Consider the following 13,244-nt stretch of genomic DNA (forward strand, 5'->3'; position numbering starts at 1 on the left):
TGGTAGTGGCCTACCGCGTGCGCGTCCAACGTGATCTGCCGGTCCCCATGCCGGACGGCGTGACCCTGCTCGCCGACCGGTGGTACCCCGTGGGCGCCACGCGTCCCCCCGTCGTCCTCATCAGGTCCCCGTACGGCAGGCGAGGGGCGTTCGGCTTCGCGTTCGGCCGTTCCTTCGCCCGCCAGGGCTTCCAGGTGGTGATCCAGAGCTGCCGGGGCGGCTTCGGCTCCGGCGGCCTGCTCGACCCGCTCGGCGACGAGCACGACGACGGCCTGGCCACCGTCACCTGGCTGAAGGACCAGTCCTGGTACGGCGGAGCCTTCGCCATGCACGGCCCCTCCTACCTCGGCTACACCCAGTGGGCGATCGCCCCCTACGCGGGCCCCGACCTCAAGGCGATGGCGGTGCAGATCAGTGCCTCCCAGTTCCGCGACGCCGCCTACGTGGGCGGGGCGTTCGCGCTGGAGTCGAGCCTGAGCTGGACCACGCTCACGGCGGCGATGACCGGCAGGTTCGGCGCGGCGGCGGTGTTCACCGCGCCCCGGCACACCAGGCGCGCCGTGCTGACCTCGCGCCCGCTGGGCGAGCTCGACGTGGTCTCCGCCGGGCGGCCGCTGCCGTTCTTCCGCGACCTGCTGAACCACCACGCCGACCCGGCCGCGCCGTACTGGAACAGGAGGGACCACTCGGCGGTCGTCGGTGAGGTCGAGGCGCCGGTCAGCATGGTCGGCGGCTGGTACGACGTGTTCCTGCCGTGGCAGGTCAAGGACTATCTGGCGCTGCGCGCCGCCGGGCGCAGGCCGCAGCTCACGATCGGGCCGTGGTACCACGTCGACGTGCGGCACGGGCGCTACTCCACCGCGGACGCCCTGGCCTGGTTCCGCGCCCACCTCATGGGCGATCCGTCGGGGCTGCGCGCCGAGCCGGTACGCCTGTTCGTGACCGGCGCAGACGAGTGGCGCGACTACCCCGACTGGCCCGTGCCCGGGACGGGCGAGCAGCGCTGGTTCCTGCAGGACGGGCTCGGGCTCGGCACCGAGCGGCCGGGCGAGGGCGCGCCGGACACCTACCGCTACCACCCGGCTCACCCGACACCGGTGCTGGGCGGGCCCGTGCTGCTGGCCAACTCGCTGCCGCGCGACCAGCGCAGGCTGGAGGCGCGGCGCGACGTGCTGGTCTACAGCTCGGCCACGCTCCGCGAGGACACCGAGGTGATCGGTCCTGTGCGGGCGGAGGTGTTCGTCAGGTCCAGCACGCCGTACATCGATCTGGTGGTACGGCTGTGCGACGTGCATCCGGACGGGAGGTCGATGAACCTCGCCGAGGGCGTTCGCCGGGTCACGCCTTCGGATGGCGACGGGGTGCGCAAGGTCGAGGTGGAGCTGTGGCCGGTCGGGCACCGGTTCAGGCGGGGGCACCGGATCAGGGTGCAGCTGGCGGGCGGCGCCTACCCCACCATCGCCCGAAATTTCGGGACCGGTTCTCTACTGGCCTCGGACATGGTTCCCGCCGACGTCGAGGTGTTCCACACTGGGGAACATCCGTCGGCCATCGTCCTGCCCAGGAGACCGTCATGAACAGCGAGTTCGAGCTCCGCGGGGTCAACCACGTCGCGCTGGTCTGCTCCGACATGCGGCGCACGGTCGACTTCTACTCCGGCGTGCTGGGCATGCCGCTGATCAAGACCATCGAGCTGCCCCTGGGCTGGGGACAGCACTTCTTCTTCGACTGCGGCGGCGGCAACGCGCTGGCCTTCTTCTGGTTCCCCGACGCGCCCGAGGGCGTGCCCGGGGTGTCCGCGCCGAAGAACCTGCCCGACCGCGGCGAGCTGCTGTCGGCCGTGGGGTCGATGAACCACCTGGCCTTCGACGTGCCGCCGGAGAAGATCGAGGAGTACCGCGAGAAGCTCGTCGCCAAGGGCGTCGACGTCGGCGTGCTGCTCAACCACGACGACAGCGAGTTCGGCGTGGCGCCCGAGGTGCACGACGGGGTGTTCGTGCGCTCCATCTACTTCAAGGACCCCGACGGGGTGCTCATCGAGTTCGCCTGCTGGCTGCGCGAACTGGACCGCCCTGAGGACGTGCGGCACGAGCCGAAAACCGCGGCTGACCGGACGGTCTGACACCGTTCAACGAGATAACCAGACCGTTCGGCGATCGGTGACCTGACCGAAACTCTGGCGTCATTACAGTGCGGGCAATCACGCGAAGGAGGCCGTGGTGCCCGTCGACAAGCCACCCGCCAGGAGCGACCGCAGCCCGTGGAACTGGCTGCTGCTCCTGCCGATCGTCATCCCCCTGCTGCCGTTCCTGTTCAACGCCGTCGAGCCCCGCCTGTTCGGCTTCCCGCTGTTCTACTGGCTCCAGCTCGCCTTCATCCTGCTGGGCGTGGTCTGCACGACCATCGTGTACAGGATGACGCGATGAGCGAGCACATCGTCGAGATCACGGTCTTCACCGTACTGTTCCTCGTGGTCAGCGGCATGGGCTTCGTCGCCGCCCGCTGGCGCCGTCCGGAGAACCTCGCCTCGCTGAACGAGTGGGGGCTCGGCGGGCGCAACTTCGGCTCGTGGGTCACCTGGTTCCTGGTGGGCGGCGACCTCTACACCGCCTACACCTTCGTCGCGGTGCCCGCCCTCCTGTTCGGCGCCGGGGCCATGGGCTTCTTCGCCGTGCCGTACACCGTGATCATCTATCCGATGGTCTTCCTCGTGCTGATCAGGCTCTGGTCGGTCTCGCACGTGCACAGCCTGGTCACCCCGGCCGACTTCGTCCGGGTGCGGTTCGGCTCGCCGACGCTGGCGCTGCTGGTGGCGATCACCGGGATCGTGGCGACCATGCCGTACATCGCGCTGCAGCTCGTCGGCATCGAGGCCGTGCTGAAGACGATGGGCATCGCGGGCAGCGGGTTCCTCAGCGACCTGCCGCTCATCATCGCCTTCGTGATCCTGGCGGCCTACACCTACCAGTCGGGGCTGCGGGCTCCGGCGCTGATCGCGTTCGTCAAGGACATCCTCATCTACGTGGTGATCGTCGTCGCGATCATCTACATCCCGGCCAAGCTGGGCGGGTGGGAGGCGATCTTCGGGGCGGCCGAAAAGAAGTTCGCGGCCAGCCCCAACCCGGCCGACGGCATCACGCTGAACGCCAACAACCAGCTGCAGTACATCACGCTGGCCTTCGGCTCGGCGCTGGCGCTGTTCCTCTACCCGCACAGCATCACCGGCGTCCTGGCCTCCAAGAACCGCAACGTGATCAAGCGGAACATGTCGGCGCTGCCCGCCTACAGCCTGCTGCTCGGCCTGATCGCGCTGCTCGGGTACATGGCGATCGCCGCCGGGGTCAAGCCGATCGGCACCGACAACAACACGGTCGTGCCGAACCTGTTCGACGCGATGTTCCCCGACTGGTTCGCGGGCGTGGCGTTCGCCGCGGTCGGCATCGGCGCGCTGGTGCCGGCGGCGATCATGTCGATCGCGGCGGCGAACCTGTTCACCAGGAACATCTACCGCGAGTACTTCAGGCCGAACGCGACCGACGCCCAGGAGGCGAGCGTCAGCAAGATCACCTCGCTGGTCGTCAAGGTCGGCGCGGTGCTCTTCATCCTGGTCATCGACCCGCAGTTCTCCATCGACCTGCAGCTCATCGGCGGCGTCATCATCCTGCAGACGCTGCCGTCGGTGGCCATCGGGCTCTACACCCGCTGGTTCCACCGGGGCGGGCTCATCGCCGGGTGGGTCGCGGGCATGGGCGCGGGCCTGGTCCTGCTCTACAACGTTGAGAACGTGGCCACCAAGCACGCCCACTTCGGCGGCTCGGCCTTCCAGCTCTCCAAGCTGGGTTTCGACACCAAGATGACGATCTACGCGGGGTTCCTCGCGCTGCTCGCCAACCTCGTGGTCGCCGTGCTCGGCACGTGGATCGCCAGGGCGCTCAAGGCTCCTGACGGGGTCGACGGCACCCAGCCCGACCAGTACACGGCCGACGAGGGCGACCCCAGGATCAAGGACCTCGACCTGTCGGGTTCCACATAATGAGACATTGGTCTGCATTTAGGCCAAACCGTAATCCCATAGGTCTATGGATTAAAACCCCTAGAACAATAGTCTCCCTCCACTGGTGACACACCGAGGGGCCGGTCGCCGACCGGCCCCTTTCCATCTTTCGGAGGGTCAATGACCGCCGGCGAAAAGAGGAGCGATCGCAGCCCCTGGAACTGGCTGCTGATCGTTCCGATCGTCCTGCCCCTGTGCACGTTCCTGTTCAACGCCGACGGGCCGCGGCTGTTCGGGTTCCCGCTGTTCTACTGGCTCCAGCTCGCCTTCATCCTCGTCGGTGTGGCCTGCACGACGATCGTTTACAGGATGACCAAATGAGCACTGAGCTGATCGTCTTCGTGCTGCTGTTCGCGATCGTGAGCGGCATGGGCTTTGTCGCCGCCAGGTGGCGTCGCCCCGACAACATCGAGTCCCTCAACGAGTGGGGTCTGGGCGGACGCAACTTCGGCTCCTGGATCACCTGGTTCCTGGTCGGCGGCGACCTGTACACCGCCTACACCTTCGTGGCCGTGCCCGCCCTGGTCTTCGCGCAGGGCGCCATGGGCTTCTACGCCGTGCCGTACACCGTGGTCATCTACCCGATGGTCTTCCTCATCCTGACCAGGATGTGGTCGATCTCCCACGTGCACGGGTTCGTCACCCCTGCCGACTTCGTCCGCGCCCGCTTCGGCTCGCCGACGCTGGCGCTGCTCATCGCCATCACCGGGCTGATCGCCACGATGCCGTACATCGCACTGCAGCTCGTCGGCATCGAGGCCGTCCTGCAGTCGATGGGCGTGACCGGGCACTGGCCGATCATCGTGGCGTTCGCCATCCTGGCGGCCTACACCTACCAGTCGGGCCTGCGCGCTCCGGCGCTGATCGCGTTCGTCAAGGACGCGCTGATCTACATCGTGATCCTCGTCGCGGTGATCTACATCCCGATCAAGCTCGGCGGCTGGGGCCACATCTTCGACGCCGCGCAGGAGAAGTTCACCAAGGCGGGCGCGGGCGGCGTGCTGCTCAACCCGAACAACCAGCTCCAGTACATCTCGCTGGCCTTCGGCTCTGCGCTGGCGCTGTTCCTCTACCCGCACTCCCTGACCGGCGTGCTGGCCTCGAAGAACCGCAACGTGATCAAGCGCAATATGTCGGCGCTGCCCGCCTACAGCCTGGTCCTGGGCCTGATCGCGCTGCTCGGCTACATGGCCATCGCCGCCGGCACCAAGCCCACGATGGGTGCGAACGGCAAGCCGATCGGCAACACGATCATCCCGAACCTGTTCGACCAGCTCTTCCCCGACTGGTTCGCCGGGGTGGCGTTCGCCGCCATCGGGATCGGCGCGCTGGTGCCCGCCGCGATCATGTCGATCGCCGCGGCGAACCTGTTCACGCGCAACGTCTACAAGGAGTACATCAACAAGAACGCCACCGACAAGCAGGAGGCCACGGTCTCCAAGCTGACCTCGCTGGTGGTCAAGGTCGGCGCCGTGCTCTGCATCCTGCTGCTCGACCCGCAGTTCTCCATCGACCTGCAGCTCATCGGCGGCGTCATCATCCTGCAGACGCTCCCGGCGGTGGCGCTGGGCCTGTACACCCGGTGGTTCCACAAGAACGGCCTCATCGCGGGCTGGGTGGCCGGTCTGGGCTCGGGCCTGTGGATGCTCTACCTGATCCCGAACCCGGCCACCGGCAAGCTGCACTTCGGCGGCTCGGCGTTCGCGCTGAAGAACCTGGGCTTCGACACCAAGATGACCATCTACGCGGGCATCCTGGCGATCGCGGTCAACCTGGTGGTGGCCGTGCTCGGCACCTTCCTGTTCAAGGCGCTGAAGGTGGCCGACGGCGTCGACGCCACCAGGCGCGACGAGTACTTCGCCGACGAGGGCGACCCGAAGGTCAAGGAGCTGGCCGTTCACTAGCCAGCCATAAGGGGGTACGGCTCTCGCCGTACCCCCTTTCATTCGTATCCGGGGTGGGCCACGTCGAGCTTGGCCCGCACCGAGGCGCGCAGCAGCTCCATCAGCCGCGAGTCGTCCAGGCCGTCCCTGATCGCGGCCGCCAGCTCGGCGTCGTCGGTCACGCCCAGCTCGGCCAGCCGTTCCGCGTGCGCCGCCTCCTGAGCGGGGCCGAGCTCGATCTCCCTGGCGACCATGCCGAGCACGTTGACCGCCACGCGGGTGTGGAAGCGGACCCTGCCCTCGACCGCGGGCATGACGTCCGACTCCAGAAAGTCCCTGACCGCCGTGACCAGTTCGGCGGCGGACGGCACGTCGTGAAGCGTCATAAGGAACCCCTTACCCGTTGACCCGGCAACGATTTTCGGTTGAGATCCTGTCATGACCTTCGCCGTCCCCGACAGCGTCCGGCCCGTCCGCGACGCCGTCCACGCCTTCCTCACCGAGCGCGTCGAACCCCTGGAGCCGATGCTCCACGAACGGCCGGAAGCGCTGCGCGAGCTGCAGGAGCAGGCGAAGAAGGAAGGCCTGTGGGCGCTCGGCCACCCGCGCGAGCTGGGCGGCGGCGGGCTCGGCTTCCTCGACTACGTCTACGTGAACGAGGTGCAGGGTCGCAGCGAGTACGGCCAGCTCGCCCTCGGCACGTTCACCCTGCAGGACTCGCTCATGCTGCACGAGCACGCCAGCCAGGAGCAGCGCGAGCGGTACCTGGAGCCGCTGGTGCGCGGCGACATCTGGCCCAGCTTCGCCATGACCGAGCCCACGGTGTCCAGCAGCGACCCCACCCAGCTGCGCACCGCGGCCGTCCTCGACGGCGACGAATGGGTCATCAACGGCCACAAGTGGTTCACCACCGGTGCCTCCCACGCCGCCTACACCACCGTGATGTGCCGGACGGAGGACTCCAGCACCCCTCCGCACCTGGCCTTCTCCATGATCCTCGTGCCCACGGACACCCCCGGGTACCGGATCGTCCGCGAGACCCCGGTGCTCGGCCTGTCCGGCGCGCACTGCGAGGTGCGTTACGAGGACGTGCGGGTGCCCGCATCCAACCTGCTCGGCCCGCGCGGCCAGGGTTTCGTCATCGCCCAGAAACGCCTCGGGCCCGGCCGGATCTTCCACTGCATGCGCTGGCTCGGCCAGGCGCAGCGCGCCTTCGACCTGATGTGCGCCCGCCTGCACACCCGCACCGCCTTCGGCGAGCCGCTCGCCAAGAAGCAGCTCATGCGGCAGCACGTCTTCGACTCCTACGCCGAGATCCAGGCGGCCCGCCTGCTGACCCTGCAGGCGGCGCACGCGGTCGACGCGGGGTCGGACGCGCGGGTGGAGATCGGCGCGATCAAGGTCGTGGGGGCGCGCATGCTGCACAACGTGATCGACCGGGCCATCCAGGTGTACGGCGCGGCCGGGCTGACGCCGGACACGCCGCTGGAGCGGATGTACCGGCACGCCAGGACGGGGCGCATCTACGACGGGCCGGACGAGGTGCACATCGACTCCGTGGGCCGCCGCGTGCTCGGCGCCTACGCGTCGGGCGGCACCTGGGACTTCGCAGGGTGAGCGGACCCTTGGACGCGGCCGGGTCCGCACTCGGCGAGGCGATCTTTGCCGCTTTCGGCCCTGGAGCCGAGGTGACCTTCTCGGCGAAGCTGCCCGGCGGGGCGTCGCGGGAGACGTGGGCGCTGGACGTCGCCGTCGAAGGGGTCAAGCACGAGCTGATCCTGCGCCTCGACACCCCGGGTGCGAACCTCGACGCCGGGGGCTCGCTGGCGGCCGAGGCCCGGCTCATGCGGGCCGCCGCCGAGGCGGGGGTACCGGTGCCGCGCATCGTCGCGTCGGCTCAGCCGTACATCCTCATGGAGCGAGTCGGCGGGGAGACGATCCCGCGCAGGATCCTGCGCGACGACGCCTACGCCCAGGCCAGGCCGCTGCTGGCCGGGCAGTGCGGGGAGGCGCTGGCCGCCGTCCACCGCATGCCGCTGGAGTCCGTCGACGGCGTCAGGGAGGACCCGCTGCTCCAGTGGCGCGACGTGCTCGACCTCACCGAGCAGCCGCACCCCGTCTTCGAGCTGGCCTTCAGGCGGCTCGAAGCCACCAGGCCGGACAGCGCCAGGACCACCGTGGTGCACGGCGACTTCCGCAACGGCAACCTCATCGTCGGGCCTGAGGGCATCAGGGCGGTGCTCGACTGGGAGCTCACCCACCTGGGCGACCCGATCGAGGACCTGGGCTGGCTGTGCGTCAAGGCGTGGCGGTTCGGCGCCGCTCCCCCGGTGGGCGGGTTCGGCGGGTACGACGACCTCGTCGAGGCCTACGAGAAGGCGAGCGGCCACCCGGTGGACCGGGGGGCGCTGCGCTGGTGGGAGACGTTCGGCGTGCTCAAGTGGGGGATCATCTGCGTCATGCAGACCCTGCGCCACCTGCGCGGCGGCGCCAGGTCCGTGGAACTGGCCGCCATCGGCCGCCGCGTCTGCGAGACGGAGTGGGACCTCCTGGAGCTGCTCAGCGCTCCTTCTTCCGCTTCCCCATAGCGCTGCCCACGGCGACGCCGATGCACACGCCGATCGCGACCCCCGCCGCCCCCATCGTCTGGGAGAAGACCACCCCGAAGACCGCCGTGAAGAGGACGGTGTAAACCAGCTGCTGCCGCGTGTTCGTCATGCCACGAGTGTGTCGTCCGGCGCGGGTACGGGCGTAGATGCCGCAGTCACCGGTGCCGCATGACAGGTGTCATGGCGAACGCCGCCACGATCACGTCGACCAGCCCCTCCACGACCTCGGCCCGGTCCACCTCCGGGTGCTCCAGCCACCAGTCGCCGGTGGCCTGCACCATGCCGACGAAGGCGTGCCCGAGCACCTGGGCGCGCACCGGCTCCGCCACCACGCCCTCCGCGGCCAGCACCGCGCCCAGCTCCTCGCCCAGGCCGCGCACCAGGGCCGTCATGTGGGAGCGGGTCCTGGTGTCCTCGCCGCTGGCCCGGTGGAACAGGAACCGGTACAGGTTGCGGTTGGCGGTGATCAGGTCGAGGTAGACCGCGATCGTCATGGCGGCGCGCCCGCGCAGGTCGCCCCGCACCCCGGCGAACTGCGGCCGGAGCTGCGCGATCACCGTGCGCACGTGTCGGTCGGCCAGCGCCTGGTAGAGGCCGCTCTTGTCGCCGAAGTGGCGGTAGAGGATGGGCTTGGTGATGCCCGCCTCGGCGGCGATCACCGCCATCGACACCTCGGGGCCCTCGCGCAGGATCACGCGGTCGGCCGCGTCCAGCAACGCCCTGCGCCGATCAGGATCCCGTCCGCTCACCACGCAAGGATAGCCATCGGTGCGGGAACAGGGCCGACAGCACCAGGACGCCGCCGACCAGCACGTAGAGCCCCGTCACGCCGGCCAGCGTGCCCGGGGGCTCACCGGCCAGCGTCTCCTGCTCGATGGGCGGCAGCCGTACGGCGAAGCGCAGCACGGACTCCAGCTCCGCCGGGAACAGCACGCCCGCGATGGCCAGCGGAAGCCCGCAGACCAGAGCCGCCAGCGGCGACAACCCCGGCCAGGCCACCAGGGCTGCCGCGACGGCGGCGACGGCGGCCAGGCATGCCAGCCCGGCCACGCTGGACCCGAACGTGCTGTAGGCCACGCGCAACTGCCTGGCGCCGAGGTCGGTGAGGTAGTAGAGCAGCGGCAGGGCGACCAGGCCGACCGCCGCCGCGACGAGATGTCTCACCGCCCCATGATCCCCCGCGCGCCCCTGCCACGCAGGGGTTAGCGTCAAGCCATGACGATCACAGGCAGCAGCGGAACGGGTCCCGGCGACATCGCGCCGGACGGGTCGCCGGTGGAGTACTACGCCGTCCTGGGGCCCGATCGGGAACCGGAGATCATCAGCGAGGTCGTGCCGGTGGCCGGTTCGATCCTGGAGCTCGGATCCGGGACGGGGCGGGTCACCCATCCCCTCGTCGAGCTGGGGTTCGAGGTGGTCGCGGTGGACGAGTCCGCCGCGATGCTCGCGCACGTGAGCGGCGCGGAGACGGTGTGCGCGTCGGTGCAGGAGCTGTCCCTCGGACGGCGGTTCGACGCTGTCCTGCTCGCCTCCTACCTGGTCAACACGCCGGACGACACGCTGCGTCAGGACTTCCTTCAGGCCTGCGCCCGGCACGTCAAGGCGGACGGGAGCGTGCTCATCCAGTGGCAGCCCGCCGAGGCCCACGACGCCTGGGCGCCGGGGCTCAGCGGGCGGGCCGGGATCACGATGGCGGCGGTCGAGGAGGTCTCACCCGGGCTCTTCGCGGCCACCATGCGCTACGAGCACGAGGGCCGGGTGTGGACGCAGTCGTTCCGGTCGCGCCGGATGACCGACGACGTGCTGGAGGACGAGCTGGCGCAGGCCGGGCTCTCCTTCGACCGGTTCCTGACCGCCGACCACACCTGGGTCCTGGCGGTCCCTCAGTAACTCAGCCCGTGGCCGAAGGGGTAGAGCGGGTTCTCCGAGTCGCGCGGCACGTCGGAGCGCGAGGCTTCCACGGCCGCCATCGAGCGGGGCAGCTCGAAGGGCAGCCGCCCCCTGGGCTCGGCGCGGCCGAAGACGACGTCGAGAAACGCCGTGTCGGAGGCGCCGTAGTTGGCCAGGACCGCGACGGCGTGCTCGGCGAGCTCCGGGAACACCGCGGGGCGCTCCAGGTACACGTCGAGGATCGCGGACGGCAGCCGGGTGAGCCTGGCGATCTCCTCATCGGGGAACGCCAGGCTGCCCGAGTGGAAGAACGCCTCGAAACCCCCCTCGCGGGGCTCATAAGGGGCCGACAGCCGGACGATCGAGAAGTCCGCCTCCTCCGGCGTCCCCACGACCTTCCCGTACGCACCAGCCACCGCGGGGTCCACGCCCTCCACGTAAAGGCTGAGCCCCTCCACCAGCGGCAGCGGCCCGTTCTTGAGCAGCGTCACCGACGCCCGCTGCGCCTCCAGCCCCGCCCGCACGAACGCGGCCCGCCCGACGACCTCCTCGGCCCGCGCGGGGTCCACGAACGGGTCGTCGAAGAGCCCGAGCGTGAACTTCTCGCGCAGCAACCGCCGTACGGACTCGTCGATGCGCGACTCGGCCACCCGGCCGCTGCGCACCAGCTCCACGATCAGCGACGGGCACGCCTCGCCGCCGAACTGGTCCACCCCCGCCTCCAGCGCCTTCAGCGCCCGCTCGACGGGCGTCAGGTGCTCCACGCCCCAGGCGCGGGCGGGCATCGGCTGGCCCATGATCTCGGCGTCGGTGAGCAGCCCCCAGTCGGTGCAGACGATGCCGTCGAAGCCGTACCTCTCGCGCAGCAACCCGGTGATGACGCCCTTGTTGAACCCGAACCCGACCTCCTCGTACTGCGTCCCGACCGGCATGCCGTAATAAGGCATGATCTGCGACGTACCGGCCTCGAAGGCGGCCTCGAACGGCCGCAGGTGGTAGTCGAAGTTGTCGCCCGGGTAGACCTGCTCGCGCCCGTAGGCGAAGTGCGGGTCCTCGCCGTCCTTCTGCGGCCCGCCGCCGGGGAAGTGCTTGGTCATGCAGGCGACGCTGTCCTTGCCGAGCTCCCCGCCCTGGAACCCCCTGATGTAGGCCTTCACCAGGCGCGAGGTCAGCTCCGCGTCCTCGCCGAAGGTGGCGTTGACGCGCGCCCAGCGCGGCTCGGTGGCCAGGTCGATCTGCGGGTGCAGGGCCACCCTGATGCCGACGGCGAGGTACTCCTGCCGCGCGACGTCGGCGAACGCCTCGACGAGCGCCTCGTCGCCGATCGCGGCCAGCCCGGTGGACTCCGGCCACTGGGAGAACGACCCGGCCATGATGGCGGCGCCCGGATTGTTGGAGAAGGAGTTGCGCGGGTCGGTCGACAGGGTGACGGGGATGCCGAGCCGCGTGGCGGCCGCCCGCTCCTGCAGCCGGTTGTGCCACTCGGCCATCTCCCGGGGGCTCGCGCTGCCCAGCACGTTGAAGTGGTTCATCGACCGCTCGTCGATCATGTCCACCGGATCGCCGACCATGACCATGGTCTGGAACATCAGTCCGGCCTTCTCCTCGAGCGTCATCCTGCCGAGGAGCTCTTCAACACGCTGCTGCATCATGCTTATACGTATAAGCCATCCCGGCCGAGCTTGGCAAGAACAATGTTCCAGTACGCTGACGCGGTGAGCATGACAGGCGCAGACTTCCTGCGAACCATCGCCGTGTCGCCCTCCCCGCACCTGGCCCACCTCGGGCTGCGCATCACCGCGGTCGAGCCCGGCCGGGTGGAGCTGGACTGGGAGCCCGGCGAGGCGCTCACCAACCGCTCCGGCGTCGTGCACGGCGGCTACATCGCCACCGCGCTCGACGACGCGTGCGGGATGACCTGCGGCAGCGCAGCCGAGGAGCCCACGCTGCACCTGACGACCAACCTCAACGTCGACTACCTGCGGCCCGTGCAGGCCGGGCGCCGCTACACCGTCGCCGGTACGGTCACCCATCGCGGCAGGTCGCGCATCCTCGCGCACGCCACGGTCACCGACGAGGAGGGCCGGCTGTGCGCGCAGGCGAACGCCAGCCTGGCGCCCAACCTCAACGGCAGGAGCCGAACACCTCTGTCGTGAGCATGGCCACGTCGGTGAGCAGTCCGGGGCGGGCCTTGCCGTACCTGACCGAGATGCCGGTCTGCTTCATGTCCGGGTCGAGGATGGCGGCCTTGTGCTCGGGGCTGTTCATCCACCAGCGGACGGCTGCGCGCGGCGTGGCGGTGCCGTCCCAGCCCGAGTAGACGTTCTCCTTGACCTGCCACGTTCCGGACGGGCAGTAGCCCGCGGACCTGACGCGGACGCCGACGTCGGAGTGGGTGACCGGGTTGATGTGCCACTGCTTGTTCTTCGGGTCCTCCGGGCGGTCGATCCACCACTTGATCCGCCTGGCCGCCTGCACGTGCTCGTCTGCGGCCTTGTAGAGCCGGAAGCTGTCCTCCAGGGGCGCGAAGCCCGCCCTGGCCCGCTCGGCGTTGACCAGGCAGCGGATGGCGTTGGACGCGAAGGCCTCCATGAGGGTGATCGCGGCCTTGCGCTGGCCCTCGGTGAGCTCGGGTTTGTGCTTCTTGAACCAGGGTTCCGTGCGTACGGGATCGTCGGCGAAGGCGCAGTCGGCCCGTTGCGCGTGGGCGGGTACGGCGGTGGCGCTCAGCCCTGCGGCGAGCAGCGCCGCGACCAGGAAAGCTCTCATGCTCCGACTCTGCGTTCCACCGGACGCACTCACATGAGT

At 69.6% G+C, this 13,244-nt stretch carries 16 protein-coding genes; 10 read left to right on the top strand and 6 right to left on the bottom strand.

Annotated elements, in window-relative coordinates:
* The first annotated feature begins 17 nt into the window (after window positions 1-17).
* The 6 genes from ACIBG8_RS10305 to mctP (ACIBG8_RS10330) all read left to right on the top strand — a co-directional run bounded on the left by ACIBG8_RS10305 (window position 18) and on the right by mctP (ACIBG8_RS10330) (window position 5,958).
* Window positions 18-1,577 (top strand): CocE/NonD family hydrolase, encoded by a 1,560-nt coding sequence (locus ACIBG8_RS10305; protein ID WP_397342333.1) that lies wholly within the window; start codon window positions 18-20, stop codon window positions 1,575-1,577.
* On the top strand, window positions 1,574-2,122 hold the full coding sequence (locus tag ACIBG8_RS10310) for a VOC family protein (RefSeq protein ID WP_397342334.1): 549 nt from the start codon (window positions 1,574-1,576) through the stop codon (window positions 2,120-2,122). The genes ACIBG8_RS10305 and ACIBG8_RS10310 overlap by 4 nt, the downstream gene beginning before the upstream one ends.
* 97 nt (window positions 2,123-2,219) lie before the next feature.
* Window positions 2,220-2,426 (top strand): DUF3311 domain-containing protein, encoded by a 207-nt coding sequence (locus ACIBG8_RS10315; protein ID WP_397342335.1) that lies wholly within the window; start codon window positions 2,220-2,222, stop codon window positions 2,424-2,426.
* A complete protein-coding gene (mctP, locus tag ACIBG8_RS10320) occupies window positions 2,423-4,033 on the top strand; it encodes a monocarboxylate uptake permease MctP (RefSeq protein WP_397342336.1) in 1,611 nt (536 codons plus the stop codon). Before ACIBG8_RS10315 ends, mctP (ACIBG8_RS10320) begins: the two co-directional genes overlap by 4 nt.
* Before the next feature lie 141 nt (window positions 4,034-4,174).
* Entirely contained in the window at window positions 4,175-4,375 is a 201-nt protein-coding gene (locus ACIBG8_RS10325) for a DUF3311 domain-containing protein (protein ID WP_397342337.1), read from the top strand.
* On the top strand, window positions 4,372-5,958 hold the full coding sequence (gene mctP / locus ACIBG8_RS10330) for a monocarboxylate uptake permease MctP (RefSeq protein WP_397342338.1): 1,587 nt from the start codon (window positions 4,372-4,374) through the stop codon (window positions 5,956-5,958). Before ACIBG8_RS10325 ends, mctP (ACIBG8_RS10330) begins: the two co-directional genes overlap by 4 nt.
* 38 nt (window positions 5,959-5,996) lie before the next feature.
* On the opposite strand, the gene ACIBG8_RS10335 is transcribed toward mctP (ACIBG8_RS10330), so the two are convergent.
* Window positions 5,997-6,323: a DUF6285 domain-containing protein gene (locus tag ACIBG8_RS10335; RefSeq protein ID WP_397342339.1), complete on the bottom strand. Its 327-nt coding sequence runs from the start codon at window positions 6,321-6,323 to the stop codon at window positions 5,997-5,999.
* Window positions 6,324-6,375: 52 nt separating this feature from the next.
* Between ACIBG8_RS10335 and ACIBG8_RS10340 the strand changes: the two genes are divergently transcribed.
* Together ACIBG8_RS10340 and ACIBG8_RS10345 are read left to right on the top strand one after the other, a co-directional pair.
* Window positions 6,376-7,554, top strand: coding sequence for an acyl-CoA dehydrogenase family protein (locus ACIBG8_RS10340; RefSeq protein WP_397342340.1), 1,179 nt, complete (start codon window positions 6,376-6,378; stop codon window positions 7,552-7,554).
* Window positions 7,551-8,525, top strand: a complete 975-nt coding sequence (locus tag ACIBG8_RS10345; RefSeq protein ID WP_397342341.1) for a phosphotransferase family protein — start codon at window positions 7,551-7,553, stop codon at window positions 8,523-8,525. The genes ACIBG8_RS10340 and ACIBG8_RS10345 overlap by 4 nt, the downstream gene beginning before the upstream one ends.
* Here ACIBG8_RS10345 and ACIBG8_RS10350 read toward each other — a convergent pair.
* Genes ACIBG8_RS10350 through ACIBG8_RS10360 form a run of 3 tightly spaced genes read right to left on the bottom strand, consistent with a single transcriptional unit; the run spans window position 8,497 to window position 9,710 of the window.
* Window positions 8,497-8,655, bottom strand: coding sequence for a hypothetical protein (locus ACIBG8_RS10350; protein WP_397342342.1), 159 nt, complete (start codon window positions 8,653-8,655; stop codon window positions 8,497-8,499). The two genes, ACIBG8_RS10345 and ACIBG8_RS10350, sit on opposite strands and share 29 nt — an antisense overlap.
* Before the next feature lie 46 nt (window positions 8,656-8,701).
* Complete coding sequence (locus tag ACIBG8_RS10355; protein ID WP_397342344.1) at window positions 8,702-9,295, bottom strand: TetR/AcrR family transcriptional regulator; 594 nt, start codon at window positions 9,293-9,295, stop codon at window positions 8,702-8,704.
* On the bottom strand, window positions 9,276-9,710 hold the full coding sequence (locus ACIBG8_RS10360) for a hypothetical protein (protein WP_397342345.1): 435 nt from the start codon (window positions 9,708-9,710) through the stop codon (window positions 9,276-9,278). Before ACIBG8_RS10360 ends, ACIBG8_RS10355 begins: the two co-directional genes overlap by 20 nt.
* Window positions 9,711-9,761: 51 nt before the next feature.
* Here ACIBG8_RS10360 and ACIBG8_RS10365 point away from each other — a divergent pair, with 51 nt between their 5' ends.
* Window positions 9,762-10,436 (top strand): class I SAM-dependent methyltransferase, encoded by a 675-nt coding sequence (locus ACIBG8_RS10365; RefSeq protein ID WP_397342346.1) that lies wholly within the window; start codon window positions 9,762-9,764, stop codon window positions 10,434-10,436.
* Here the strand turns inward: ACIBG8_RS10365 and ACIBG8_RS10370 are convergent.
* A complete protein-coding gene (locus tag ACIBG8_RS10370) occupies window positions 10,430-12,088 on the bottom strand; it encodes a glycoside hydrolase family 3 N-terminal domain-containing protein (protein WP_397342347.1) in 1,659 nt (552 codons plus the stop codon). The two genes, ACIBG8_RS10365 and ACIBG8_RS10370, sit on opposite strands and share 7 nt — an antisense overlap.
* A gap of 69 nt (window positions 12,089-12,157) precedes the next feature.
* Between ACIBG8_RS10370 and ACIBG8_RS10375 the strand changes: the two genes are divergently transcribed.
* A complete protein-coding gene (locus ACIBG8_RS10375; RefSeq protein WP_397343922.1) occupies window positions 12,158-12,592 on the top strand; it encodes a PaaI family thioesterase in 435 nt (144 codons plus the stop codon).
* Here the strand turns inward: ACIBG8_RS10375 and ACIBG8_RS10380 are convergent.
* Entirely contained in the window at window positions 12,561-13,205 is a 645-nt protein-coding gene (locus tag ACIBG8_RS10380) for a CAP domain-containing protein (protein ID WP_397342348.1), read from the bottom strand. The genes ACIBG8_RS10375 and ACIBG8_RS10380 overlap by 32 nt on opposite strands.
* Between the last annotated feature and the right edge of the window lie 39 nt (window positions 13,206-13,244).

Source organism: Nonomuraea sp. NPDC050556 (assembly GCF_044457355.1).
GTDB lineage: Bacteria > Actinomycetota > Actinomycetes > Streptosporangiales > Streptosporangiaceae > Nonomuraea.

Excerpts from the sequence above, each read along its gene's own strand:
- ACIBG8_RS10365 (WP_397342346.1), top strand. The coding sequence starts at position 9,762 with ATGACGATCACAGGCAGCAGCGGAACGGGTCCCGGCGACATCGCGCCG.
- mctP (WP_397342338.1), top strand. The coding sequence starts at position 4,372 with ATGAGCACTGAGCTGATCGTCTTCGTGCTGCTGTTCGCGATCGTGAGC.
- ACIBG8_RS10325 (WP_397342337.1), top strand. The coding sequence starts at position 4,175 with ATGACCGCCGGCGAAAAGAGGAGCGATCGCAGCCCCTGGAACTGGCTG.
- ACIBG8_RS10310 (WP_397342334.1), top strand. The coding sequence starts at position 1,574 with ATGAACAGCGAGTTCGAGCTCCGCGGGGTCAACCACGTCGCGCTGGTC.
- ACIBG8_RS10370 (WP_397342347.1), bottom strand. The coding sequence starts at position 12,088 with ATGATGCAGCAGCGTGTTGAAGAGCTCCTCGGCAGGATGACGCTCGAG.
- ACIBG8_RS10335 (WP_397342339.1), bottom strand. The coding sequence starts at position 6,323 with ATGACGCTTCACGACGTGCCGTCCGCCGCCGAACTGGTCACGGCGGTC.
- ACIBG8_RS10350 (WP_397342342.1), bottom strand. The coding sequence starts at position 8,655 with ATGACGAACACGCGGCAGCAGCTGGTTTACACCGTCCTCTTCACGGCG.
- mctP (WP_397342336.1), top strand. The coding sequence starts at position 2,423 with ATGAGCGAGCACATCGTCGAGATCACGGTCTTCACCGTACTGTTCCTC.
- ACIBG8_RS10340 (WP_397342340.1), top strand. The coding sequence starts at position 6,376 with ATGACCTTCGCCGTCCCCGACAGCGTCCGGCCCGTCCGCGACGCCGTC.
- ACIBG8_RS10375 (WP_397343922.1), top strand. The coding sequence starts at position 12,158 with ATGACAGGCGCAGACTTCCTGCGAACCATCGCCGTGTCGCCCTCCCCG.
- ACIBG8_RS10380 (WP_397342348.1), bottom strand. The coding sequence starts at position 13,205 with ATGAGAGCTTTCCTGGTCGCGGCGCTGCTCGCCGCAGGGCTGAGCGCC.